Raw genomic sequence first — 23212 nt, 5'->3', positions numbered from 1 at the left:
AAGGGAACAGTTGACCCTTCGGCGATGCAAGTCATGCGTGCGACCGCCTCCATCACCCCCCCGCCAACCGCGGCAGCAGAAAAATCTCCGCGTCCTCTGGCAGCTCCTTCGACCACGTATCCCGATAAATCGTCCCGTCGATCGCCACCGCGATGCCGCGGTCGATCCAGGGCTCAATCCCAGGATACTGTTCCGCCAGCTTGCGGAACAGCTCCCTGATGTCCTTGGCCTCGATGTCGTGCTTGGCCTTGCCTCCGGCGACGGCGCTGAGCGAGCCCCAAAGGGTGACTTCGACCATCGGAGCTAAGCCACCTCTCAGCCTTCCCGCTCCGCCTCGATCGCCGCCAGGATGCGCGGCGGCGACATCGGGATGTGGGTCATGCGCACGCCGGCGGCGTTCGAGACCGCGTTGGCGATCGCCGCCAGCGGCGGCACGATCGAGGTCTCGCCGACGCCGCGCACGCCATAGGGGTGGTTGGGGTTGGGGATTTCCAGGATCTGCGTGTCGATCATCGGCAGGTCGGAGCAGACCGGGATGCGGTAGTCGAGGAAGCCGGCGTTCTGCAGCCGCCCGTCCTTGCCGTAGATATACTCCTCGTTGAGCGCCCAGCCGATGCCTTGCGCAGCACCCCCCTGGTACTGGCCCTCGACATAGGTCGGGTGCACGGCCTTGCCGGCATCCTGCAGCACCGTGTAGCGGATCACTTTGGTGAAGCCGGTCTCGGGGTCGACCTCGATGTCGCAGATATGGGTGGCGAAGGAGACGCCGGCGCCGTCGGCGACGAGCTCGCTGTGGCCGGCGATCGGCCCGCCGGTCGTGCCCGACCTGGCGGCGATCTCCTTCAGCGACAGTTTTCCGAGATTGCCGTGCTTGTCGCCCTTGGCGACGGCGTGGCCCTGCTCCCAGGCGACGTCGTCGACCGCGATGTCCCACATCTGCGCGGCGCGCTCGCGCAGGATTTTTATCGCGTTGCGGGCGGCCGAGATGGTCGCCATCGAGGAGGAGAAGGTGCCGCGGCTGCCGTCGGTCATGTCGTTGTAACCGAGGCTGGAGGTGTCGGCGACGATCGCCTTGACCTGGCTATAGTCGATGCCCAGCTCCTCCGCCGCCACCAGCGACAGCGAGGCGCGGGAGCCGCCGACGTCGACGGTGCCGACGGCGAGCGAGACCGAGCCATCCATGCCGATGTTCAGGTCGGTGCAGGTCTGGCCGCCGAAGTTGAACCAGAAGCCGCAGGCCATGCCCCTGCCCTGGTTTTCCTTGAGCGGCGCCTTCATGTGCGGATGGTTCTTCGCTGCCTCAAGAGTAGGCCCGATGCCGATGGGGCCGTAGACCGGGCCGTAGGACGAGCGCGTGCCTTCCTGGGCGGCGTTCCTGATGCGGAACTCGACCGGGTCGATGCCAACCTCCTTGGCGAGCTCGTCGACGGCGCTTTCCACCGCGAAGGCCGCCATCGGCGCGGAAGGCGCGCGATAGGCCGCAGTCTTCGGCCGGTTGACCAGCACCTCGTAGCCGACGGTCTTGACGTTCTCCAGCTTGTAGCAGGCGAACGCGGTCATGGCGCCGATCTCAGCCCACGTCCCGGCATAGGGCCCGCTCGTGTAGCGCAGCGTCGCTTCGGCGGCGGTGATGGTGCCGTCCTTCCTGGCGCCGATCTTGACGTCGATCGAGGTGGCGCTGGTCGGACCTGAGGCGCGGAACACCTCGTCGCGGGTCATCACCAGCTTCACCGGCCGTCCGGCCTTTCTGGACAAGGCAAGCGCCACCGGCTCGGCCCAGACATGGGTCTTGCCGCCGAAGCCGCCGCCGATCTCGGAGGAGGTGACGCGCAGCTTCGAGGCTTCCATGCCAAGCAGTTGCGCGCAGTGCTGGCGGTAGACGAAATGGCCTTGCGTGCAGACCCAGAGGTCGGCGGTGCCATCGGACGACACGCTCGCCACGCAGGCATGCGGCTCGATATAGCCCTGGTGCGTCTGCTCGGTCTTGAAGGAGCGCTCGACGATGAAGTCGGCGTGGCCAAAGCCCTGATGGACGTCGCCATGGCCAAACTGGCTGCGCTTGGTGACGTTGGAGGGCTTGACCGGCTTTTCCTCGAGGCCCTCGGTGAAGATCGTGTCGTTGATCAGCGGCGCGGTGTGCTTCATCGCCTCGTCGACATCGGTGACATGCGGCAGCACCTCGTAGTCGACCTCGATCAGCTTCAGCGCCTGCCTGGCGGTGCGGGCATCGACCGCGGCGACCGCGGCCACCGCATGGCCGTCATAGAGCGCCTTGGCGCGCGCCATGCAGTTGTCGAGGATGTCGTACATGCCGGCATCGCCGTCGGTGAGGTCGGGCAGGTCTTTCGCCGTGATCACCGCCTTGACGCCGGCGAGCTTCTCCGCCTTCGAGGTGTCGATCTTCCTGATGATCGCATGGGCATGCGGGCTGCGCAGAACACGCCCGACGAGCTGGCCGGCCATGTTGAAGTCGGCGCCGTAGCGGGCGCGGCCGGTCACCTTGTCGACGCCGTCGGGGCGGATGGGGCGCGTGCCGACGGAAGAGAAATTGCGTCCCGAATAGCGCGGATCGAAATTCATCTCAGGCTCCCTTCATCACGTTTGCCGCGTCCTGGACGGCGCGCACGATCTTGTCGTAGCCGGTGCAGCGGCAGAGGTTCCCGGCCAGGCCGAAGCGGATTTCCTCCTCGGTCGGGTCGGGATTCTTGGCCAACAGGTCTTTCGCCGCGATCAGGAAACCCGGCGTGCAGATGCCGCATTGCAGGGCGGCATGCTCGAGGAATTTCTGCTGCAGCGGATGCAGTTTTTCGCCATGCGCCATGCCCTCGACGGTCTCGATGCGCCGGCCTTCCGCCTCGGCGCCCAGCACCAGGCAGGAGCAGACCAGCCGGTCGTCGAGGATGATCGAGCAGGCGCCACAGTCGCCGGTGCCGCAGCCTTCCTTGGCGCCGGTCAGGCCGAGCCGGTCGCGCAGCACGTCGAGCAGCGTCTCATCCGGCTGGCAAAGATATTCCGTCGTGTCGCCGTTGATTGTCGTTGAAACCGCTACGCCAGCCATCACTTGCCTCCTGCACGCGCATAGGCGGTCGTGGCGGCTCTCCTGGCCAGCACGCCCGCGACTTTCCGTCTGAACTCGATGGTGCCCCGCTTGTCGTCGATGGGGCGGCAGGCGCCCGCGCAGACCTTGGCCAGCCGCTCGAGCGCTGCTTCGTCGAGCTTCCTGCCGATAAGGGCCTCGGCGGCCTCGTCGACCAGAAGCACCGTCGGCGCCGCAGCGCCCAGCGCCACGCGGGCCGCCTTGATCACGCCCTGCTCGTCGAGCGTCAGGTTGACGCCGGCGCTGACCACGGCGATGTCCATCTCGGTGCGCGGAATGAAGCGCAGATAGGCATCGCCCGAGCGCGGCGCCCGCTTGTCGAGCAGGATCGCCTCGACGATCTCGCCCTTGGCGAGCGAGGTTCGGCCCGGCCCGGTCGGCACCGCCTCGACGGCAATCGTGCGCTTGCCCGAAGGTCCGGCAATCAATGCCCTGGCGCCGGCGGCCACCAGCGCCGGCACGCTGTCGGCGGCCGGCGAGGCGTTGCAGAGGTTGCCGGTCATGGTGCAGCGTCCCTGCACCTGCTTGGAGCCTATGAGGTTTGCCGCCTCGACGACGCCCGGCCATGCCTTCTTGAGCGAAGCGCTTTCGCCCAGCACGGCGCAGGGCACCGCGGCGCCGATGCTGAAGCCTTCGGCCGTTTCGCGGATCTCGCTCAAGCCCTCGATGGCCTTGATGTCGACGATCAGGTCGGGTTCGATGAAGCCGCCCTTCATCCTCACCAGCAGGTCGCTGCCCCCGGCAAGGATGGCGGCGGTGCCGGCCGATCCGGCCAACTGGCCGACGGCATCTTCGATTGAAAGCGGACGTATGTAACGCATCGTCTCCCCTTGGATATGGCAAATCTCAGCGACCGTTATAAAGGGTCTCCTCATAATGGCCATCCTCTTCCGCATTGGCGGCGATTGGGCCAGGCGCCGCAAAATGCAGTCCCAAACAGGCTTACGCCAGTCCGGACGGGCCGTCAGCGGCCCGGAAATTGCGCCAGACGACAAGATAGAGCGGCTCGGCGTCGCCGCGAAACGATGACCCGCTGCAGGGGCTTGACCCGACGATCGCCGGCGTGAAACCTCCGGTCAAAGGGAGGAGTTTGCATGCGACATCTGGTGGTTGTTCTGCCCGCCTTGACCCTGGCGACAGCGGCGCAAGCGAGTACGATAGCCTACGGCGCCAGGGTGGGAATGGAACTCACCATCGTCAAAAAGACGGGCATCGGCTCCACGCACGCCAGCATCCTGGCCAAACACAACCGGCGGAAGGCGGGCGTCTTCTGCCGCGAATATGGCCACGATTTCTCCAAGGATTGCATCGACGCGGAAATGAAGTCGCCCCTGCACTTCGAGATCACCGCCAACTGCAAGACCGGCAAGTTCACCACCTTCTATGGCGCCAACATGCTGTTCCAGGGCCACAATGAGGGCACCGATGTGACGACGGACTATCTGATCACATCGATTGATGACAATGTGGTGCTCGATGGCTCCGGCGCTTCCGGCTACGACTATACGCTGGAGCAGTTCAAGGCGCTGTGCCCCAACCGGGTGAAGTAAGGCCGGTGGCCAGGCCTGGCCCGCCCAAGCCCGGACCATGGCCGTGGCGGCCACGGCCATTTGTCGCTAGCAAGTCGTCATCGGAGGCCAAGAAGCATGCCCCTGACAAATCGGGATATTGTCGAGCTGACCGCGTGGCGGCGCAAGCTGCACCGGCAGCCGGAGATTTCGAACGAGGAGGAGAAAACGGCAAAGGAAGTCGTCTCCTTCCTCGCCGATACGGGGCCGGACAGAGTGCTGACCGGATTGGGCGGGCACGGCGTCGCGGCGGTCTACGACAGCGGCCGGGCCGGCCCGACGGTGCTATTCCGCACCGAACTCGACGCGCTGCCGATCGAGGAACTGTCCGGCGTGCCGCATGCCTCGCAGGTACCGGGCAAGTCGCATATGTGCGGCCATGACGGACACACCGCGATCCTGGCCGCGCTCGGCCGTCAGCTCGGGCGCGAGCGGCCGGCAAGCGGCCGTGTCGTGCTGATGTTCCAGCCGGCGGAAGAAACCGGCAACGGCGCAGCCGGCGTCGTCGCCGACCCGCGCTTCGGCGAGATCGCGCCGGATTTCGCCTTCTCGCTGCACAATCTGCCCGGCGTGCCGTTCGGCGAGGTGCGGCTGAAGAGCGGCGTGGTCAACTGCGCCTCGCGCGGCATGCGCATCGTGCTGGAGGGCAAGACCGCGCATTCGTCGATGCCGGAGACCGGCGTCTCGCCGATGCTGGCGATCAGCGAGCTGATGCCGGCGCTGCCGGCGCTCGGGCGCGGCAGCTTCGCCGACGACGATTTTTCCATGGTGACCGTCACCCATACCGAGATGGGCGAAGCCGTGTTCGGCATCGCGCCCGCTCATGCAGAAGTCTGGGCGACGCTGCGCACCCGGCGCGACGAGCGCATGGCGGATCTCTGCGCCGCGGCGGAAGCGCTGGCCGCGGAAATCGCCGGCCGGCATGGCCTTGCCGTCAGCTCCGACTACCACGAGATCTTCGTCGCCAGCGTCAACGCACCGGACGCGGTGGAGCACCTGCGCCGCGCCCTCGACGAAGAGAGCGTCGTCCACGGCGAAGAAGCCCTGCCGATGCGCGCCTCGGAGGATTTCGGCCTGTTCGGCCACAGCGCCAAGTCGGCGATGTTCTTCCTGGGCGCCGGCGAGCGCTACCCGGCGCTGCACAATCCGGACTATGATTTTCCGGACGACCTGATCCCGATCGGATCGAAGATCTTCATGCGCACGGCGCGCAATTTGCTGGGGTGAAGAGGCTGGCGGCGTGGCCTTTGCGGGTCATAACGAACGACGGCCTTGGTCAAAATTGGACATTGTCGAACGACCGCTTCTGCGGGCGCGGTGTCACGCAATAGCGGCCCGGCGGCTCAGCTATCAGCCACGCCGCAATTCTTCAGCATGCGCCTTCACCAGATCGGCCATGCTGTCGAAGCGGAAATCCACCGTCGGTACGTCGCCCGGGTTCATCGTGGCACCGAAGCCCTGATCCGCATGCCGGCGATAGATCCAGCACGATGTCAGGCCGAACCGGTTGGCGGGAGCGTGATCGTGGAACATGCTTTCCGCCGTGTGCAGGATCTGTCGCTTCTCGAGCCCGATTGTCCCGAGCTTTTCGAGCATATAGTCGAAGTTCCGGTCGGAAGGCTTGTAGGAGCCGATATCCTCCGCCGTATAGATCGCATCGAAATCCACGCCGAGCTTCTTGTTGCTAAACGAAAAGCTCTTGTTGTCGACGTTGGAGAGGATGACTAGCTTGTAGTGCCTTTTGAGATACTGCAAGGCTTGTGCGGAGTCGGCAAAAGCCGGCCAATCCTTCACGCTTTCGCCATACGCCACACATTCCTCGCGGGTGACGATGACACCCCATTCCTCCGCAAGTCGCTTGTAAACGATCGGCAGGAGATCGCGGTAGCGTTTCCCCGGTGTCCATTTCTGCTGACTGGATTCGTGCCGGGCGTGCGCCTCCAGAATCTCGTTCCGGCTCAAGCCGCGGCCAGCCCGTTCGGTCAACGGCTTCAGGCCGTCGATCATGCCGGATTCCCAGTCTATAAGCGTGCCGTAGCAATCGAAGGTCAGGGCTTTGAAATCCGTGAGCTTCATAGGTTCACCTCCTTGATGTCCATGATTGGATCGACGCTGGCGTGATCGCACGAGCCGTCATCGACTGATCATCCGATATGCTGCTGACCGAGCTCCAGGTCCTTCCACGCTGCGCTGCGCGACGACGTGAACCAGACACCAAACAGTGTCACCGCAAGGCCAACGAACATCGCCGTCGAAAGCGGCTCGCCGAACATCGACCAGCCCCAGAGCATCGTCACCGGTGGGCTGAGATAGATCACACTGCTGACCTGCGAGGCCGTGTAGAGGCGCAGGCTCACATAATAGGTGCTGTAGCAAAAGAAGGTCGAAAACAGCACCAGCCAGGCGATGCCAAACCCGAATCGGGCATCGAGGGGCGGCATCAGCCCGCCATTCCTTTCGGCGTAGGCGGCGAAAAGGATCGCCGCCGTCAGGCATTGAATGCATAGGCTCTGATGGATGGGCATATTGATCGTCCCCATCCGCTTCTGCGCCACCGTTGCCAGCGCCAGAACCATCATGGAAGCGACTGTCAACACATAGGCCCAGGCCGGGGCCGTCCCGAGGCTCAGGCTGTCCAGCGAGACGACGAGCACGCCTGTCACTCCGAGAGCCGTTCCGATCCATTGTCGCCCGGTCAATCGCTGCCCCAGAACCGGCTGCGACAAGGCTGCGATGGCGAGAGGGACAAGATCGGAAATCAGCGCGACAAGGCCGGTCGGCACGCGCTGACCGATGGCAAGCGCGAATCCGCCCAGATAGAGGAACATCATCGCCGCGCCGAAGACCGTCTGCTCGACCAGGGCACGTGCGCCTATGCGCGGCCCGATCAGCAGAGCAAATGGCAAAAGAATCAATCCCGACATCAGGGTCCGCCAGAACAGGACCAGCATGACATCGGCATTCTCGCTGGCGTAGCGGATGCCGACGAAGCCAGAACTCCAGCTTACCACCAGGGCCGTCGCCATCATTGGCCACACGAGGCGATGGGCTTTGCTGTGCAGGAGCGTCATGGGATCTCTTTGGTCAGGCGCCCGTAGCTCCGGGAAGCGGATCACGGCCAATTTTGGCGCTGACTATTGGCGACAAGCACGCACGTTTGCACATGACAAATTTCGATACGATCATGAAATAGCCGCGAAATCAGCATAATGGCTTGCCTGAAAAGCGTCGGCGGATCAGAAATCGGCGTATCGCATTGGTTTCGATTGAGGATTGTCATGGCTGGAGTGATGAGCCGCCGCCTGGATGTCGACGCCTTGCGCGCACTGGTCGCGATCGAGAAGCACGGCGGCGTCACGCGCGCTGCCGAGATCCTCGGCTTGTCGCAGTCGGCGGTCAGCCACAAGATCAGGAGACTGGAAGCGAGCCTCGACTGCGAAATCCTCGCCCGGAAGGCAAACGCGCCGATGTTTACCACGGCCGGACTGGATTTGCTTGGTTATGCGCGGCGCATTCTGGGCATCCATGACGAGGCGGTCCTGAGCCTGTCGAAAAGCACGTTGCAGGGCAAGATTGCGCTGGGAATGACCGAGGATACGACCTGCACGGACCTTTCGCGCATTCTTGGCCGGTTTCGCCGGCTCTACCCGGAGGTGAGCGTCCGCACGCATGTGCGCATGAGCCTCGTCCTGCAGGAGCAGCTCAGCCAAGGAGCTCTTGATGCCGCCATCATCCAGGTGTTCCAGCACGAGGTCCGGCCCGCCGATATCCTCCTGTTTCGCGAGACGCTGCATTGGGTGAAATCGCGCGACCTGGCTCTGTCGAACGGGAAGCCGGTCCCATTCCTGTCCTTCGATGAAGACTGCTTCTTCCGGCGCTGGGGCATGGACGTCGGGCAGGACGAGGGCACGGTGTTCGAGACCGTGTTCGAATGCTCCAGCGCAGCCGGGATCATTGCAGGCGTGACCGCGGGGCTCGGCGTCGCACTCTTGAGTCAGCGGCACCTGCAGCCCGATATGGAGATAGTCGACCACAAATTCCCCAAGCCTCCAGACCTGGCTTATATTGTCAGGCGCGCGCGCAGCCCCCGAAACCCCGCGCTGGAGACGCTGGTCAGGGAGATCGAGGCCGAAGTAAAGCGCTACGGGACGCTTCAAATCGCCGTCTGAGCGCATCGCGCTGCAAAAGCCGCGCACGCCCAGGATGCCGCTATCTGACCTTGATGACGACCTTGCCCTTGGCGCGTCCCGTTTCGACGTAGGCCAGAGCCTCGTTGGTCGCTTCGAAGGGAAAGATCCGATCGACAACCGGGCGGATCGCGCCGGATTCGATGAGGGCGGTGATCTTGCCTAACTGGTGGCCCTGCGCCCACATGAACAGGAACGAAAAGCTCACGCCACGGCGCCTGGCTTTGGACCGAATGGCGCGGCTTATAAGGCGCAGGAGCGTCCTCAGCACCAGGTTCAACCCCTTTTCCCTGGCGAATTCGGGATCCGGCGGGCCGGAGATCGAGATGAGCTTGCCGCCGGGTTTGAGCACAGTGAGCGACTTTTCGAGCGTTTGGGCGTCCTGGCTGTTCACAACGATATCGTAGCCCGACAGGATTTTTTCGAAGTCGTCTTTCCGGTAGTCGACGACGACATCGGCGCCGAGGCCCTTGACCAGGGCAGCGCTTTTTGCGCTCGCCGTCGTCGCAACGGTCGCGCCGAGATGCTTTGCCAGCTGGATCGCGAATATGCCGACGCCGCCGGAGCCGGCCTGGATGAAGACCTTCTGTCCTTTGCTCAGCTTTGCCCGTTCAACGAGCACCTGCCAGGCGGTCAGACCGACCAGAGGGATCGAGGCCGCCTCCTCCATGCTGAGATTGCTGGGCTTCAAGGCGACGTCGGCTTCATCGATGGCGATGAACTCGGCGAATGCCCCGATCCGCCCATCGCGCGGCCGCGCATAGACCTCGTCGCCGGGTTTGAACCTGCGAACTTTCGATCCCACGCGGATGACCTTGCCGGCCACGTCGTGGCCGAGGATGAAGGGCCGGCTATAGGGCAGGATGAGCTTGAACTCTCCGGTCCTGACCTTGGAATCGAGAAGGTTCACCGCCGCCGCATGGATCTCGACCAGGACATCGCTGTCCCCGAGCTTCGGCTCCGGCATCTCGGCCAGCCGCAGGATGCCCTTCTTGTTATATTTGTCGACAACGAATGCCTTCATGGCAGTAACTTCCTGAAAGTGGTTTTGGTGTGCCGCACGGTGAGCATCCCCCTGCCCCGCGCCTGTTCAGACCGGCAAGCGGAACTGCTTGCGCAAGCTCTTGTCGAACATCTCGGCGGGGACAAAGCGGCGCAGCATGCTGACCTGCCGCGCGGCCTTGCCGGCGGTGTAGCGCCGCCGCGGACGGGCATCGGTCGCGGCCTTGACGATCACATCCGCCACCACCTCCGGCCGGTCGGCCTTCGGCATCACATCGCGAAGCAGGGCGTCGACCCCGGCGCGCGCCCGATCATAGTCCTGCAACGGGGAATCCGGCTCGATCCCGTTCTGGTCGAAGACGGTGCGCACGAATGCCGGCTCGATGACGGAGACGCGAATGTTGAAGGCACGAACCTCGTGATCGAGCGATTCCGAATAGCCCTCGATCGCGTGCTTGGCCGCCGAATAGTGGGCCGAATACGGCGCCGGCACGAGACCCAATATCGAGCCGATGTTGATGATGCGCCCTTCGCCATGCCGCCGCATCGACGGCAATACCGCGTTGGTCATGCGCACGACGCCAAACAGATTGACGTCGAACAAGCCCTGTACCTGCGCGATCGAGAATTCCTCGGCGCCGCCAAGCATGCCGACGCCGGCATTGTTGACCAGCACGTCGATCCGGCCGGTGCGCGAGAGCACCGTCGATACGAGCGCCGCGACGGCATCGCCGTCGGTCACGTCGCAGGCCAGCATGGTCACCCCTTCCGGGCCGTTGCCGGCCGCGCGGCGGCTCGTCCCGAAGACGGTGAACCCCGCCCGGGCCAGGGCCTCGGCGCTGGCCCGGCCGATGCCCGAGGAGGCTCCGGTCACGATAGCGGTCTTTCCGGAATTCGCGCTCATGTCATACTCCAAATCACCAAGGTCGGCTCTTTCCAGCCCATTAAATTACGAGTATAATATCACATTATAATCATAATGCAATAACCGAAAGGACGTGCAGCCATGCGCTATGAAAAGGGCCGGAAGGACGCCTCACGCGGCCGGATCATGGAAGTCGCCGCCGAACGCTTTCGAAGCGACGGCATCGCCGCGTCCGGACTGGCGACCATCATGAGCGACGCCGGACTGACGAACGGCGCCTTCTATCCGCACTTTCAGTCGAAGGCGGAACTTGTCCGCGAAAGCGTGGCGGCGGCCCTCGATACCCAGTCGCAGCAAATGCATGAGTTGTTGGCTTCGGGCGGTCCCGAAATGGCCATAGGGGCATATCTGTCGGCCGCGCATCGGGACAATCCGGACAAGGGCTGCGCCTCCGCCGCGCTGCTGCCGGAGATCGCGCGCCAGCCGCCTGAAACCCGCCAAGTCTATACCGAGCGCTTCCTGTCACTGGTGAGCCAGGTGTCCGCCGCTTTGCCGCCGGGCAAGGATCCGGAAGGCGTGGCGCTGGGCGTCTTTGCGACGCTCATCGGCGCGCTGCAACTGGCCCGCGCCGTCGAAGGCACGGAGTTGTCGGATCGCATCCTTTCGGCGGGAGCGGATGCGGCGCGGACACTGATCCAGCAGCGTTAGAACGCCGTCAGCCGAGCGCGATCCAGGCGGTCTTCAGGTCGGTGTATTTCTCGACGGCGTGCAGCGACTTGTCGCGGCCGAAGCCGGATTGCTTGACGCCGCCGAGCGGCACGGTGATGTCGGCACCGCCATAGGTGTTGACGTGGACGACGCCGGCATTGATGGCGCGTACCATGCGGTGCGCGGTCGACAGGTTCGAGGTCCACACGGCGGAAGCCAGCCCGTAGACAGTGGAATTGGCAAGGCTCACGGCCTCCTCCTCGGTGTCGAAGCGCATGACGCCGAGCACGGGGCCGAACACTTCCTCGCGGGCGAGCTGCATGTCCCGCGTCACGTTCTCGAAGATGGTCGGCGCCATGTAGCTGCCGCCGGTCTCGGTCAGGATGCGCCGGCCGCCGGTGACGAGGCGGGCGCCCTCCTCCGCCGCCTTGGTGACGAAACCGAGGTTCTTGTCGAGTTGCTCTGCGCTCGACACCGCGCCGATGTCGCTGCCGAGATCGAGCGGATCGCCGACCTTCAGCCTGGCGGTTGCCTTGAGGAGCTCGTCCATGAAGCGATCGTAGATCGAGGCCTGGACGAGCAGGCGCGAGCCGGCGACGCAGACCTGGCCGGAATTGCGGAAGATGCCGTTGGCTGACACGGTCGCCGCCTGCTTCAGGTCCGGTGCGTCGGCAAAGACGATGTTGGGCGATTTGCCGCCGAGCTCGAGGAAGACGCGCTTCAGGTTGGAGCGCGCCGAATAGTCGAGCAGGCGGCGGCCGACCGGACCGGAACCTGTGAAGGCAATCGCGTCGACATCCATGTGCAGGCCGAGCGCCTCGCCGGCCACCGCGCCGCGGCCGGTGACGACATTGAAAACGCCTTCCGGCAACCCGGCCTCGGCAGCAAGCTCGGCCAGCCGCAGCAGCGTCAGCGAAGCGATTTCCGGCGGCTTGACGACGATCGAGTTGCCGGCGGCGAGCGCCGGCGCGATCTTCCAGGCGCCGATCATCAGCGGGAAATTCCACGGCACGATGACGCCGACGACGCCGAGCGGTTCCTTGTGGATCAGGCCCAGCACATTGTCGGCAGTCGGCGCGATCTCGCCATAGATCTTGTCGATCGCCTCGGCGTAGTAGCGGATGGTGCCGGCCGCCGACAGCGGCTCGGCCTTGTAGGCCATGCCGATCTCGGTGCCGTTATCGCGCACGCCGAGCACGGCGAGTTCGTCGGCGTGCTTCTCGACCAGTTCGGCGAACCTCGTCAGCACCTTCTTGCGAAAGGCGGGAGCCGCGCGCGACCAGGACCCCTTCTCGAAGGCCTTGCGGGCAGCGAGCACCGCGCGATCGACATCGGCGGCATTGCCGTCGGCGATCCTGGCGAAGGGACGTCCGTCGATCGGCGAGATCACCGGCAAGGTGGCGCCGGTCGCGGCTGCCGTCTGGACGCCATCGATGAACAGATTTCGCGCGCCGACCTCGGCCTTGCGCAGCGTGTCGATGGTGGTCTGGCTGATCATTGGGCAGCGGCTCCGAAGGCGACATTGAGGGTGGTAGGCGCGCGGAACTCCCAGCCGCGGAACACCGGTTCCTTCCCGGGCACCAGTTTCAGGTCCGGGAAGCGCTCGAGCAACAACCGTAGCGCCAGGCACATCTGCTCGCGCGCGAAAAAGCGGCCGGAACAGAAATGATGGCCGAAGCCGAAGGCGGCGTGGTTGCCTTCGTCGCGATGGATGTCGAAACGATCGGGGTCGGTGAAGCGGCTTTCGTCGCGGCTGGCCGAGGAGACCAGCGCCGCGACCGGCGCGCCGGCGGGGACCACGGCGCCGCCGATCTCCACCGCGCGTGTCGTCTGGCGCGTCTGGGTGCCGATCGGCGCCACCCAGCGCAGGCCCTCGTCGACCGCCTTCGGCACGAAGGTGTCGGGGTCGTCGAGCACTTGCCGCAGTTGTTCGGGATGGGCGAGCAGGCCGGCAAGGATCGAGCCGGCGCCATGGCCGGGCTCCTGCATGCCGCCGAGCAGGATGACCTTGATGCTCGGCATCAGGAAATCGATTGGACGGGTTTTCCCATCCGGCATGCCGTCATGCAGCATGTGCGAAAGCGCCGAGTCGTCGGGCTCGCGGGCGAGCCGCTCAAGCGTCGGCAGGATGGCGGCGCCGACCTCGGCGCTGATCGCATCGGCGACCTCCTGCCGCTTCGGGTCGTTCTCGAAATTGATGGCGCCCTGGGCGAGGCCATAGAACCAGCGCCGCAGGGTCGGCATATCGATGTCGTCGAGGCCGAGCGAGCGCGCCAGGCTGAGCGTCGACACCGGCTCGAAATAGTCTGCCATCAGTTCCGCCGTGCCCTGTTCGGCGATCTGGTCGAGAAAGGGCCCGGCGATCGCGCGCACGAGGTCGCCGGCATAGGAAGCGACGGTGCGCGGCCGATATTTTGGATCGACGCCCTGGCGAAGGTCTTTGTGCGTCTCGCCGTCGGTGGTCAGGATGGTCGGCTTGCCGAAGGAGCGTTCGACCGGCGACGTGCCGACCACTGCCGAGAAGATGTCGGGCGACTTGGCGACGGTCTCGACATCCTTCCAGCGGGTGACGAACCAGAGGTTGACCGCCGGAACATAGGCGACCGGGGCGCTGCGCCTCAGTTCGGCGTAGATCGGGTAAGGATCGGCTTCCAGCGCCTCGACGGTGATCTCGTCGGCAAAGCTCAATGCCGTCACTCCCTTTGCGATGGAAGGGGCGGCGCCAGGCGCCGCCCCTTGTCTGTCTCAATCCTTCAGCGGAACGCCGAGATTGTCGAAGGCGACCGGATCGCGGCCCTTCAATGCGCTCGCCAGCAACAGGCCGACCACGGCGGCGATCAGCACCAGCGACGGCAGGAACACGCCGAGGAAGCCGCCAGCGCCCGACAGGCTGCCGAAATTGATGACGATCAGATAGATGATGATGACGAAGGCGATGAAGGTCAGCCCCGGCAGCACGGTGGTCTTCAGCGCGTTTTCCTGGGTGGACGGATTGGCGCGGAAGTACATCACGACGGCGAGCGAGGCCACCGCCATCATCACGATGACGCCCAGCGTCGCGACATTGGTCAGCCACGAAAACAGCGCCAGCACCGGATCGAGCCCGAGCACCGCAAAGAGCCCGACGACAATAGCGGCAAGCACGGTCTGGATGACCGAGGCGACATGCGGGCTCTGGTACGCCGAATGGGTCACGCCGATGGTCTGCGGCAGCAGCTTCTCGCGGCCGGCGACGTAGATGTAGCGGGCGACTGCGTTGTGGAACGCCAGCACCCCGGCAAACAGACTCGACACGAACAGGATGCTCATGGCGTGGGTGAGCGCCGTCCCGGAATAGCGGTCGGACAGGCCGAACAGGAAGGTGGTCGGATCCTGCAGGCCCTGCAAGTCCGGCAGCAGCTTGTCGACGCCGGCGCCGACCGCCATCAGCCAGGCGGTGACCATGTAGAAGAGGCCGATCAGGATGACGGAGAAATAGGTGGCGCGCGGAATGGTGACCTTGGGGTCGCGCGCCTCCTCGGCATAGATGGTGGTCGCCTCGAAGCCGATGAAGGCGGCAAAGCAGAACAGGATGGCGATCGCCGGCGCGCCGCTGGTGATCTGGCTCCAGCTGAACGGTGCGGCCGACAGGCCGCTGTCGCCGCCGGTCTTGAGGATCGTCAGGTCGAGGATCAGCACCACGACATATTCGGCAAGCACCAGCACGGTCAGGATCTTGGCCGACAGGTCGACCTGCCGGTAGCCGAGCACGGCGACGATGGCGATGGCGATGAAGCTCCACACCCACCAGGGCAGAGCGATGCCCCAGCCGGCGAACAGGCCGGCGGTCGCGGCGCCGAGCAGGCCCATGACGCCGATCTGCATGGCGTTGTAGGACAGGATGGCGATCAGCGCCGTCGCGCCGCCTGCCAGCCCGCCGAGCCCGCGTGCCGCATAGGCATAGAAGGCGCCCGCATTGCCGACATGGCGCGACATGGCGACGTAACCGACAGCGAACAAGAGCAGCAGGACCGTGACGATGAGATAGGTGCCAGCAAAGCCGGCGCCGTTGCCCATCAGCATGCCGAGCGGCGTGCCACCCGCCACCGCCGTGAGCGGCGCCGCGGCCGAGATCACCATGAAGGTGATGGCCCCGACGCCAAGGCTGTTCTTCCTTAGCCGGTTCGCTTCGCCGGCTTCAATTGTCGTCATCTTTCCCTCCAGATCCGCGCTCGCGAAAACCAAGTGTCCCTGAAATGCCGTGACCTTCTGCCGGGCCATGATCGTTTCACTATTTGCAACGACATTTCGAATATAGACTTGCAAAGGAATCGACTTGCTGTCAAGTTAATTCGCACGTTAAGTATCTGATGGAGGATCAGACCGGGATGGGCACGGTAGGCAAAGCCGTTTCGCTGCTGGAAATGCTCGGTCGCGGCGCGCCCGAGACGGCGCTTGCCGACCTCGCCAGGCGCGCCGGCTTCGACAAGGCGACGACACGGCGACTGCTGGTCTCCCTCATCGAACACGGGCTGGTGGAGCAGGACGACACCACGCGGCTTTACCGGCTGGGCGCCGGCATCGCGCGGCTGGCGCTTATGCGCGAGGCGCAGTTTCCGTTCCTGCGCATGGCGGTGCCGGTGGTCGAGCAGCTGGCGGCCGAGACCGGCGAGACCGTGCATCTGTCGGAACATTCGAAGCGCGGCTTGATCTCGGTCCATGTCATCGAATCGGCCAAGGCCAACCGCGTCAGCGTGCAGCTTGGCGAGGTGCTGCCTTTGCATGCGACGGCGTCGGGAATTGCCTTCCTGGCGTTCACCGAGGAGCATGTCCGCGCCGGCGTCCTTGCCGGACCGCTGCCGGCCTTCACGCCCCACACGATCGGCGACGCCGAAACGCTCGCCGAACATATCGCCGCCGCCCGCGCGCGCGGCCATTCGACCGGCTCGCAAGGCTATGAGGAAGGCGTGCTCAGCGTCGCGGCACCGATCCTCGGCGCCGACGGCCTGGCCATCGGCGCCATCGCGGTCGCGGCGCCCCGGGTGCGGATCCAGAAAGGCGATATCGAGCGCCACGGCGCCAGCGTCGCCGCGGCGGCGCGCGGCATCAGCGAGCGGCTCTTCGGCCGCCTGCCGGGCCGCAAGCAGGCATGACAACAACGACATTGCAGGGAGAACTGACTGTGGAGGAGACACGCCGTATCCTGGTTATCGGCACCGGCGACACCAAGGCCGACGAGCTTCTGTTCATGCGCGAGCGCATCGAGGCCGTCGGCGGTGTCGCGGTGATGATGGATGTCAGTGTGCTCGGCGACCCGCCCTACCGGCCGGCCTATGACAGGCAAGCGGTGGCCAGAGCCGCCGACACGACGATCGAGGCGATCATCGCCAGCGGCGACGAGAACTCGGCGATGACGCTGATGGCGCTCGGCGCCTCGCGGCTGGCGCGCGCGCTCCACGACAAAAGCGAGATCGACGGCGTCATCGCGCTCGGCGGCTCGATGGGCACCGACCTTGCGCTCGACGTGGCGCTGGCGCTGCCGCTCGGCGTGCCGAAATTCGTCGTCTCGACGATCGCCTATTCGCATCTCCTGCCGCCCGAGCGGATCGCCACAGACCTGATGATGATCCTTTGGGCCGGCGGGCTCTATGGCCTCAACAGCGCCTGCAAGGCGGTGCTGTCGCAGGCCTGCGGCGCGGTGGTGGGTGCCGCGCAGGCCGTCGTCAAGCCGGACCAGGCCAAGCCGCGGATCGGCATGAGCTCGCTCGGCAAAAGCTGCCTGCACTATATGGTGAGGCTGAAGCCGGAGCTGGAAAAGCGCGGCTACGAGGTGATCGTCTTCCACACCACCGGTATGGGCGGACGGGCGCTGGAGGCGATCGCGGCGCAAAAGGGTTTTGTCGCGGTGATGGATTTCAGCCTGCAGGAACTCGCCAACCAGCTCACCGGCTCGGTGGTGAATTCCGGCACCGACCGGCTGGAGAATGCGGGCCGGCAAGGCATCCCGCAGATCGTCGCACCCGGCGCCATCGACATGGTGGATTTCCCGACCTGGCAAACGGTGCCGTCGCGTTTCATCGAGCGGCCCTACCATGCGCACAACCGGTTGCTCGCCTCGGTGACCTCGGACGCCTCGACCCGCAAGGAGATCGCGCGCGCCATCGGCGAGAAGCTCGCCGCGGCGACCGGCCCGACCGCCTTCATCCTGCCCGCCGGCGGCATCCAGCAATGGGACCAGGAAGGCGAGCCGCTGCATGAGCCAGAGGCGCTGTCGGCCTTTGTCGAGGAGATGCGTGCCAGCGTGCCTGCCAATGCCGAGCTGCACGAGATCGCCGAACACATCAATGAGGCCGCTTTCTGCGCCAAGGCGCTGGAGATCTTCGACCGCTGGGTCGCCGAGGGCATCGTTCCGCCCGGCCGTGGGCACGCCGCATGAGCCGTCCTTCGCCAAAGGCGCTGGTGCTCGACTTCGGCGGCGTCGTCACCCGCACGCTATTCGAGACGCATGCGCTGACTGAGCGCGCGCTGGGTCTGGCGCCGGGCACGCTTGCCTGGCGCGGCCCGTTCGACCCGGCCTCCGATCCTTTGTGGCGGGCCATGCAGGCGGACGAGATCAGCGAGCGCGACTACTGGAGGACGCGCACGCGCGAGGTCGGCCAGCTGGTCGGCGAGGACTGGCGGGACATGTCGACCTTCGTGCAGCGGGCGCGCGGCGCCGACCCGCAAGCGGTGGTGCGGCCGGAGGCCGAGCAGGCGATCCGGACGGCGCATGCGGCCGGCGTCAGGCTGGCCATCCTCTCCAATGAGCTCGACCTCTTCTACGGCACGAGCTTCCGCCAGCGGCTGCCGCTGCTGTCGCTGTTCGAGACGATCGTCGACGCCACCTACACGCACGTCCTCAAGCCAGACCGCCGCGCCTATGCGATGGTCGGCGAGGCGCTGGAGCTGCCACTCGGCGCGTGCGTGTTCGTCGACGACCAGCAGCGCAACATCGACGGCGCCATCGCCGCCGGCATGCTGACCGTGCATTTCGACGTCGCCCGGCCGGCGCAGAGCTATGCCGAGGCGCTTGGCCATTTCGGCCTTGCCCTCCCCCAATCGGAAACCGGAGTTCCCACCGATGCGTGACATCAACTTCCTCACCGAGAACAACGCCAAGCCGATCTGGCATCCGATGGCGCATCCGGCCGAGATGCGGGCGACGCCGCCGAAGATCATCATGAAGGGCGACGGCGTCTCGGTGACCGATGCCGACGGCCGCACCGTGCTCGATGCGGTCGGTGGCCTGTGGAACGTCAACCTCGGCTACAGCTGCGACCCGATCAAGCAAGCGATGGCCGCGCAGCTCGATGCGCTCCCCTACTATTCCGGCTTTCGCGGCACCTCGACCGGTCCGTCGATCGAGCTCGCCTACGAGCTCACCGACTGGTTCGCGCCGGAGGGCATGGTGCGCGCCTTCTTCACCTCGGGCGGATCGGATTCGGTGGAGACGGCGCTGCGGCTCGCGCGCCAATACTGGAAGATAAGAGGCCAAGGCGACCGGACGAAATTCCTGGCGCTGAAGAAGGGCTATCACGGCACGCATTTCGGTGGCGCCTCGGTCAACGGCAACGCCAATTTCCGCCGCAACTACGAGCCGCTCTTGCCCGGCGTCTTCCACACGCCGGCGCCGTGGACCTACCGGAACCCGTTCGACGAGACCGACCCGGCGAAGCTGGCGAAGCTCTGCGCGCGGGCGATCGAGGACGAGATCGCCTTCCAGGGCGCCGACACCATCGCCGCCTTCATCATGGAGCCGGTGCTCGGCGCCGGCGGCGTCATCGTTCCGCATGAAAGCTTCATGCCGCTGGTGCGCGCGATCTGCGACCGCCACGACATCCTTCTGATCGCCGACGAGGTTGTGACCGGCTTCGGCCGCACCGGCGCGTGGTCCGGCTCGCGGCTCTCCGGCACGAAACCCGACTTCATGACCATCGCCAAGGCGATCACGTCGGGCTACTTCCCGCTCGGCGCTGCGCTGATCGGCGCCAAGGTCGCCGGCGTGTTCGAGGCCGACAAGACGAGCTTCGGCGCCATTGGCCACGGCTACACCTATTCCGGCCACCCGGTTGGCTGCGCGGCCGGGCTGGCGGCGCTCGCCGAGACAAAACGGCTCGCCGTCAACGAGAACGCGGCGGCGCGCGGCGTCGAGCTCGGCAAGGTTCTGGAGGCGCTGAAGGCGAAGCATAAGCTGGTCGGCGACGTTCGCTACCAGGGCCTGATGGCGGCGCTCGAATTGGTGTCGGACCGCGCCGCCAAGAAGCCGGCCGACAAGAAGACATTGGCCGTGGTGGCCGAAGCCGCCTACCAGGCCGGCGTCATGCTGCGCGTCTCCGGCAACACCATCATTCTGTCGCCGCCGCTGGTCATCTCGGCGGCCGATGTGGCGAAGATCGGCGAGGCGCTGGATGCGGGGTTGGCTGCTGCGGCGGCGTGAGTAAGTGAGTAGTGAGTAGTGAGTAGTGAGTAGTGAGTAGTGAGTAGTGAGTAGTGAGTAGTGAGTATGAGTAGAATTTCGGTTCGAACATTTGTTCAATCCTCGCTCCGTTTACTACCTACTACTCACTACTCACTCTTTGTCTCCGCCACGCCGCCGGCGACAAGCCAACCGCCTGTCGAAAGAAGCGAGAAAAGTAGGCCGGATCATTGAAGCCGGTCTCGTAGGCGATGTCCTCGACCGTGCGGATGGTGAAGAGCAGCAGGCGCTTGGCTTCGACGAGGCGCCGGTCGCCGATCGCCTGGCGCACGCCCGCGCCCAGCACCTGGCGCGCGGCCTTGTCGAGCAGGTGGCGGGTGGTGCCGAGTTCCTCGACATAGCGCTCCACCGGCCAGTCCTCGCGGAAGTGCCGGTCGATCAGCCGCCGCAGCCGGCCGCCGAGCGCCACCGCCGCCGGCACCGCGATGGCATGCGATTGCGCATCGAGGCGAGCGATGCCCGACAGCGCCACCGCGATCAGCGGCGGCAGGATTCTTTCCACGCCGGGCAGCCTGTCGGCATATTCCGCCTGGATCATCCTGACCGTATTACCCAACCTCTCCCACAGCGCGCCCTCGCCGCGCCCTGTGACGAAAACCGGCTGGTCGAGCGGCAGGGCGGACTGCTCGGCGAGCACCGCGAGCGCGGCATCGGCGACCGAGACGACGATGGCATCGGTGCCTGGTTCGATGTCGAAGCCATGCACCACGCCGCTCGGCATGAAGCTCACGGTGGGAGCGGAAAAACTCCAGGTCTCGTCCTCGATCCGATAGGTGCCGCTGCCACCCGTCCAGAAGGTGATCTGCGCCATTTGCGGATGTTTGTGCGCCAGAACCTGGCCGCGATGCACGGAAGCGCGCGCCTGCACCGTCTCGACATGCAGGAAACCGACGTCGAGCGCCCGTGCCGGCTCGCCGTAGACGAAGAATTCGGGAATGGCGGTCTGGCTCATGGCGGCCCGAAAAAGTCCAAGTGATTTATCGCTTTCGTCCATAAACCATCGCGCGGCTTGCGGCTACTCTCCACCAATCAAAGGGAGGATCATGATGCGATCGGAAGATTTCCGGGCCGACACGAAACGGCCGTTCACAGGCGCCGAATATCTCGCGAGCCTGCGCGACGGGCGCGAGGTGTTTATCAATGGCGAGCGGGTCGCCGATGTCACCAGCCATCCGGCGATGCGCAATTCGGCGCGTTCGCTAGCCCGGCTTTACGACGCCTTGCACGACCCCAACCGGCAGGCGGCGCTGACCGCGCCGACCGATACCGGCTCGGGCGGCTATACGCACAAATATTTCCGCGTCGCCCACTCCGCCGCCGACCTTGCCCAGCAGCAGACCGCGATCGCCGACTGGTCGCGCATGTCCTATGGGTGGATGGGGCGCACGCCCGATTACAAGGCGGCGCTGATGAACACGCTCGGCGCCAATGCCGAGTGGTACGGCCCGTTCAAGGACAATGCGCTGGCCTGGCACAAACGCGCCCAGGAAGCGGTCCTGTTCATGAACCACGCCATCGTCAATCCGCCGATCGACCGCCACAAGCCGGCCGAGGCCGTGAAGGACGTGTTCGTGCACATCACCAAGGAGAACGATGCCGGCATCTGGGTGTCGGGCGCCAAGGTGGTGGCGACGTCGTCGGCGCTGACCCACTACAATTTCCTGGCGCAAAGCTCGGCGACGGTCACCGAGGACCCGTCGCTGTCGGTGATGTTCATCGTGCCGATGAACGCGCCGGGCATAAAGATGTTCTGCCGCGTCTCCTACGAACAGACCGCCAATACGGTCGGCCAGCCTTTCGACTATCCCTTGTCGTCGCGCTTCGACGAGAACGACGCGATCCTGGTGCTGGACAACGTCTTCATCCCCTGGGAGGACGTGCTGGTGCTGCGCGACGCGCAGAAGATCCTGTCCTTCCATCCGGCGTCGGGCTTCATGCACGGCTACTGCTTCCAGGGCTGCACGCGCTTCGCCGTCAAGCTCGACTTCCTCTGCGGCCTGCTCGCCAAGGCGCTGCGCGCTACAGGCGGCGATGCTTTCCGCGGGAACCAGGCAGCACTCGGCGAGGTGATCGCGCTGCGCCACATGTTCTGGAGTTTTTCCAACGCGATGGCGCACAACCCGATCCCCTGGGCCAGCGGCGCGGTGCTGCCCAATCTGGAGGCGGCGCTTTCCTACCGCACTTTCATGTCGGAGGCCTATCCTCGCGTCATCGACACGGTGCGCCGGGTGATCGCCTCGGGGCTGATCTACCTGCCATCCTCGGCCAGGGATTTCGACAATCCGGAGATCGACCGCTGCCTCGCGCAATATGTGCGCGGCTCCAATGACATGGGCCATGTCGAGCGCATCAAGATCATGAAGCTGTTGTGGGACGCGACCGGAACCGAATTCGGCGGCCGCCACGCTCTCTACGAGCTCAACTATGCCGGTGCGCCGGAAGAGGTGCGGCTGCAGGTGCTGAAGGGCGCCGAGCGCGGCGGCCGGCTGAAGCAGATGGAGGAGCTGGTCGACCAATGCATGGCCGACTATGACGAGAAAGGCTGGACCGGCGACACCTGGCTGCCGCCGCTCTCAGTTGCGGCGAGCTGAGGAGGCCGGCCATGGAGGCGCAGGTCTCGAGGCTGGAATTCCGTGACGCCATGGCGCGGGTCTGCGCGCCGGTCAACATCGTCACCACGGACGGCCCGGCCGGGCGCGGCGGCTTCACCGCCACCGCCATGTGCAGCGTTTCGGACGATCCGCCGACGCTGCTGGTTTGCATGAACGAGCGCTCGGCGCAGACCGGCCTGTTCCTCGCCAACCAGCGCTTTTGCGTCAACGTTCTCACCCAGTCGCACATGCATCTGGCGGGAAAGTTCGCCGGCGCGATCCGCGACATGGCCGAGCGCTATCAAGCGGCGCGCTGGCAGACCATGCCGTCCGGCATGCCGGCGCTGCTCGACGCCATCGTCAGCTTCGATTGCGAGATCGGCGCGGTGAACAAGGTCGGCACGCACAATGTGATGTTCGGCCGCGTCGTCGACATCCGCCACGGCAGCGACGAAGCGGCGCTGCTCTATGTCGGCCGCAACTACATGCAGCCGAGCGCGGTCGGCAGTTTCGGAGGGTGAGGAACGCCGCCTCCCCTTCTCCCCCTGTGGGAGAAGGTGTCGCCGAAGGCGACGGATGAGCAACTGTGTTCGTCAGGACCTGTTTGGATTCCAAGGTTCGTTGTTTTGGATCATCGCGCTGAGGATGGTCAGGATCTTTCGTGCCACGGCGACGAGAGCGACCTTCGGCTCCTTGCCCT

22 protein-coding genes and 1 pseudogene are annotated in these 23212 nt (G+C 65.3%); 10 read left to right on the top strand and 13 right to left on the bottom strand.

Features of this window, described 5'->3' with window-relative positions:
* Nucleotides 1-52 precede the first annotated feature (52 nt).
* The 4 genes from EN786_RS26335 to EN786_RS26320 are packed head-to-tail and all read right to left on the bottom strand — an operon-like array spanning nt 53 to nt 3918.
* Nucleotides 53-298: a MoaD/ThiS family protein gene (locus tag EN786_RS26335; protein ID WP_127309686.1), complete on the bottom strand. Its 246-nt coding sequence runs from the start codon at nt 296-298 to the stop codon at nt 53-55.
* A 17-nt stretch (nt 299-315) separates the two neighbouring features.
* Nucleotides 316-2580, bottom strand: coding sequence for a xanthine dehydrogenase family protein molybdopterin-binding subunit (locus EN786_RS26330; protein WP_127309687.1), 2265 nt, complete (start codon nt 2578-2580; stop codon nt 316-318).
* 1 nt (nt 2581) lies between these two features.
* A complete protein-coding gene (locus tag EN786_RS26325) occupies nt 2582-3058 on the bottom strand; it encodes a (2Fe-2S)-binding protein (RefSeq protein WP_127284990.1) in 477 nt (158 codons plus the stop codon).
* Nucleotides 3058-3918 carry a xanthine dehydrogenase family protein subunit M gene (locus EN786_RS26320; RefSeq protein ID WP_127309688.1) on the bottom strand — a complete coding sequence of 287 codons (861 nt, stop codon included), beginning with the start codon at nt 3916-3918 and terminating at the stop codon, nt 3058-3060. The genes EN786_RS26325 and EN786_RS26320 overlap by 1 nt, the downstream gene beginning before the upstream one ends.
* 273 nt (nt 3919-4191) lie before the next feature.
* Here EN786_RS26320 and EN786_RS26315 point away from each other — a divergent pair, with 273 nt between their 5' ends.
* A complete protein-coding gene (locus tag EN786_RS26315; protein WP_127309689.1) occupies nt 4192-4647 on the top strand; it encodes a hypothetical protein in 456 nt (151 codons plus the stop codon).
* A 96-nt stretch (nt 4648-4743) separates the two neighbouring features.
* Nucleotides 4744-5892 carry an amidohydrolase gene (locus EN786_RS26310; RefSeq protein WP_135909013.1) on the top strand — a complete coding sequence of 383 codons (1149 nt, stop codon included), beginning with the start codon at nt 4744-4746 and terminating at the stop codon, nt 5890-5892.
* A 123-nt stretch (nt 5893-6015) separates the two neighbouring features.
* On the opposite strand, the gene EN786_RS26305 is transcribed toward EN786_RS26310, so the two are convergent.
* Nucleotides 6016-6741, bottom strand: a complete 726-nt coding sequence (locus tag EN786_RS26305) for a haloacid dehalogenase type II (protein ID WP_127309691.1) — start codon at nt 6739-6741, stop codon at nt 6016-6018.
* Nucleotides 6742-6809: 68 nt separating this feature from the next.
* Nucleotides 6810-7736, bottom strand: coding sequence for a DMT family transporter (locus EN786_RS26300; protein WP_127309692.1), 927 nt, complete (start codon nt 7734-7736; stop codon nt 6810-6812).
* Between the two features lie 207 nt (nt 7737-7943).
* On the opposite strand from EN786_RS26300, the gene EN786_RS26295 reads away from it, so the two are divergent.
* On the top strand, nt 7944-8834 hold the full coding sequence (locus tag EN786_RS26295) for a LysR family transcriptional regulator (RefSeq protein ID WP_127284984.1): 891 nt from the start codon (nt 7944-7946) through the stop codon (nt 8832-8834).
* 40 nt (nt 8835-8874) lie between these two features.
* On the opposite strand, the gene EN786_RS26290 is transcribed toward EN786_RS26295, so the two are convergent.
* Together EN786_RS26290 and EN786_RS26285 are read right to left on the bottom strand one after the other, a co-directional pair.
* Nucleotides 8875-9876, bottom strand: a complete 1002-nt coding sequence (locus EN786_RS26290) for an NADP-dependent oxidoreductase (protein WP_127309693.1) — start codon at nt 9874-9876, stop codon at nt 8875-8877.
* A gap of 66 nt (nt 9877-9942) precedes the next feature.
* A complete protein-coding gene (locus tag EN786_RS26285) occupies nt 9943-10758 on the bottom strand; it encodes an oxidoreductase (RefSeq protein WP_127309694.1) in 816 nt (271 codons plus the stop codon).
* Between the two features lie 102 nt (nt 10759-10860).
* Between EN786_RS26285 and EN786_RS26280 the strand changes: the two genes are divergently transcribed.
* Complete coding sequence (locus tag EN786_RS26280; protein WP_127309695.1) at nt 10861-11427, top strand: TetR/AcrR family transcriptional regulator; 567 nt, start codon at nt 10861-10863, stop codon at nt 11425-11427.
* 7 nt (nt 11428-11434) lie between these two features.
* Here the strand turns inward: EN786_RS26280 and EN786_RS26275 are convergent, their stop codons facing one another.
* Genes EN786_RS26275 through EN786_RS26265 form a run of 3 tightly spaced genes read right to left on the bottom strand, consistent with a single transcriptional unit; the run spans nt 11435 to nt 15618 of the window.
* Nucleotides 11435-12925, bottom strand: coding sequence for an aldehyde dehydrogenase (locus EN786_RS26275; RefSeq protein WP_135909011.1), 1491 nt, complete (start codon nt 12923-12925; stop codon nt 11435-11437).
* Nucleotides 12922-14124, bottom strand: coding sequence for a cytochrome P450 (locus EN786_RS26270; protein ID WP_246688759.1), 1203 nt, complete (start codon nt 14122-14124; stop codon nt 12922-12924). Before EN786_RS26270 ends, EN786_RS26275 begins: the two co-directional genes overlap by 4 nt.
* A 48-nt stretch (nt 14125-14172) precedes the next feature.
* Entirely contained in the window at nt 14173-15618 is a 1446-nt protein-coding gene (locus EN786_RS26265; protein WP_127311387.1) for an APC family permease, read from the bottom strand.
* 176 nt (nt 15619-15794) lie between these two features.
* Here EN786_RS26265 and EN786_RS26260 point away from each other — a divergent pair, with 176 nt between their 5' ends.
* Genes EN786_RS26260 through EN786_RS26245 form a run of 4 tightly spaced genes read left to right on the top strand, consistent with a single transcriptional unit; the run spans nt 15795 to nt 19882 of the window.
* Entirely contained in the window at nt 15795-16559 is a 765-nt protein-coding gene (locus EN786_RS26260; RefSeq protein WP_127311386.1) for an IclR family transcriptional regulator, read from the top strand.
* Nucleotides 16556-17842: a Tm-1-like ATP-binding domain-containing protein gene (locus EN786_RS26255; protein ID WP_127311385.1), complete on the top strand. Its 1287-nt coding sequence runs from the start codon at nt 16556-16558 to the stop codon at nt 17840-17842. The genes EN786_RS26260 and EN786_RS26255 overlap by 4 nt, the downstream gene beginning before the upstream one ends.
* Nucleotides 17839-18534 carry an HAD-IA family hydrolase gene (locus tag EN786_RS26250; protein ID WP_135909007.1) on the top strand — a complete coding sequence of 232 codons (696 nt, stop codon included), beginning with the start codon at nt 17839-17841 and terminating at the stop codon, nt 18532-18534. The genes EN786_RS26255 and EN786_RS26250 overlap by 4 nt, the downstream gene beginning before the upstream one ends.
* Nucleotides 18527-19882, top strand: a complete 1356-nt coding sequence (locus tag EN786_RS26245) for an aminotransferase class III-fold pyridoxal phosphate-dependent enzyme (protein ID WP_127311383.1) — start codon at nt 18527-18529, stop codon at nt 19880-19882. The genes EN786_RS26250 and EN786_RS26245 overlap by 8 nt, the downstream gene beginning before the upstream one ends.
* Nucleotides 19883-20003: 121 nt before the next feature.
* Here the strand turns inward: EN786_RS26245 and EN786_RS26240 are convergent, their stop codons facing one another.
* The gene (locus tag EN786_RS26240; protein ID WP_135909005.1) at nt 20004-20873 is read right to left on the bottom strand and encodes a helix-turn-helix domain-containing protein; all 870 of its coding nucleotides are present in this window, start codon (nt 20871-20873) and stop codon (nt 20004-20006) included.
* A gap of 94 nt (nt 20874-20967) precedes the next feature.
* Here EN786_RS26240 and EN786_RS26235 point away from each other — a divergent pair, with 94 nt between their 5' ends.
* Together EN786_RS26235 and EN786_RS26230 are read left to right on the top strand one after the other, a co-directional pair.
* On the top strand, nt 20968-22512 hold the full coding sequence (locus tag EN786_RS26235) for a 4-hydroxyphenylacetate 3-hydroxylase N-terminal domain-containing protein (protein ID WP_127312153.1): 1545 nt from the start codon (nt 20968-20970) through the stop codon (nt 22510-22512).
* An 11-nt stretch (nt 22513-22523) separates the two neighbouring features.
* A complete protein-coding gene (locus tag EN786_RS26230) occupies nt 22524-23033 on the top strand; it encodes a flavin reductase (RefSeq protein ID WP_127312152.1) in 510 nt (169 codons plus the stop codon).
* Between the two features lie 72 nt (nt 23034-23105).
* Here EN786_RS26230 and EN786_RS38725 read toward each other — a convergent pair.
* Nucleotides 23106-23212, bottom strand: a pseudogene (locus EN786_RS38725) (IS110 family transposase); the annotation flags it as partial.

The organism is Mesorhizobium sp. M4B.F.Ca.ET.143.01.1.1, from assembly GCF_004792275.1.
GTDB lineage: Bacteria > Pseudomonadota > Alphaproteobacteria > Rhizobiales > Rhizobiaceae > Mesorhizobium > Mesorhizobium abyssinicae.
This window is presented reverse-complemented; position numbering and strand designations above follow the sequence as displayed.

Bases quoted from the DNA above. Each gene is read 5' to 3' on its own strand.
- EN786_RS26335 (WP_127309686.1), bottom strand. From the start codon at position 298: ATGGTCGAAGTCACCCTTTGGGGCTCGCTCAGCGCCGTCGCCGGAGGC.
- EN786_RS26330 (WP_127309687.1), bottom strand. From the start codon at position 2,580: ATGAATTTCGATCCGCGCTATTCGGGACGCAATTTCTCTTCCGTCGGC.
- EN786_RS26325 (WP_127284990.1), bottom strand. From the start codon at position 3,058: ATGGCTGGCGTAGCGGTTTCAACGACAATCAACGGCGACACGACGGAA.
- EN786_RS26320 (WP_127309688.1), bottom strand. From the start codon at position 3,918: ATGCGTTACATACGTCCGCTTTCAATCGAAGATGCCGTCGGCCAGTTG.
- EN786_RS26315 (WP_127309689.1), top strand. From the start codon at position 4,192: ATGCGACATCTGGTGGTTGTTCTGCCCGCCTTGACCCTGGCGACAGCG.
- EN786_RS26310 (WP_135909013.1), top strand. From the start codon at position 4,744: ATGCCCCTGACAAATCGGGATATTGTCGAGCTGACCGCGTGGCGGCGC.
- EN786_RS26305 (WP_127309691.1), bottom strand. From the start codon at position 6,741: ATGAAGCTCACGGATTTCAAAGCCCTGACCTTCGATTGCTACGGCACG.
- EN786_RS26300 (WP_127309692.1), bottom strand. From the start codon at position 7,736: ATGACGCTCCTGCACAGCAAAGCCCATCGCCTCGTGTGGCCAATGATG.
- EN786_RS26295 (WP_127284984.1), top strand. From the start codon at position 7,944: ATGGCTGGAGTGATGAGCCGCCGCCTGGATGTCGACGCCTTGCGCGCA.
- EN786_RS26290 (WP_127309693.1), bottom strand. From the start codon at position 9,876: ATGAAGGCATTCGTTGTCGACAAATATAACAAGAAGGGCATCCTGCGG.
- EN786_RS26285 (WP_127309694.1), bottom strand. From the start codon at position 10,758: ATGAGCGCGAATTCCGGAAAGACCGCTATCGTGACCGGAGCCTCCTCG.
- EN786_RS26280 (WP_127309695.1), top strand. From the start codon at position 10,861: ATGCGCTATGAAAAGGGCCGGAAGGACGCCTCACGCGGCCGGATCATG.
- EN786_RS26275 (WP_135909011.1), bottom strand. From the start codon at position 12,925: ATGATCAGCCAGACCACCATCGACACGCTGCGCAAGGCCGAGGTCGGC.
- EN786_RS26265 (WP_127311387.1), bottom strand. From the start codon at position 15,618: ATGACGACAATTGAAGCCGGCGAAGCGAACCGGCTAAGGAAGAACAGC.
- EN786_RS26260 (WP_127311386.1), top strand. From the start codon at position 15,795: ATGGGCACGGTAGGCAAAGCCGTTTCGCTGCTGGAAATGCTCGGTCGC.
- EN786_RS26255 (WP_127311385.1), top strand. From the start codon at position 16,556: ATGACAACAACGACATTGCAGGGAGAACTGACTGTGGAGGAGACACGC.
- EN786_RS26250 (WP_135909007.1), top strand. From the start codon at position 17,839: ATGAGCCGTCCTTCGCCAAAGGCGCTGGTGCTCGACTTCGGCGGCGTC.
- EN786_RS26245 (WP_127311383.1), top strand. From the start codon at position 18,527: ATGCGTGACATCAACTTCCTCACCGAGAACAACGCCAAGCCGATCTGG.
- EN786_RS26240 (WP_135909005.1), bottom strand. From the start codon at position 20,873: ATGAGCCAGACCGCCATTCCCGAATTCTTCGTCTACGGCGAGCCGGCA.
- EN786_RS26235 (WP_127312153.1), top strand. From the start codon at position 20,968: ATGCGATCGGAAGATTTCCGGGCCGACACGAAACGGCCGTTCACAGGC.
- EN786_RS26230 (WP_127312152.1), top strand. From the start codon at position 22,524: ATGGAGGCGCAGGTCTCGAGGCTGGAATTCCGTGACGCCATGGCGCGG.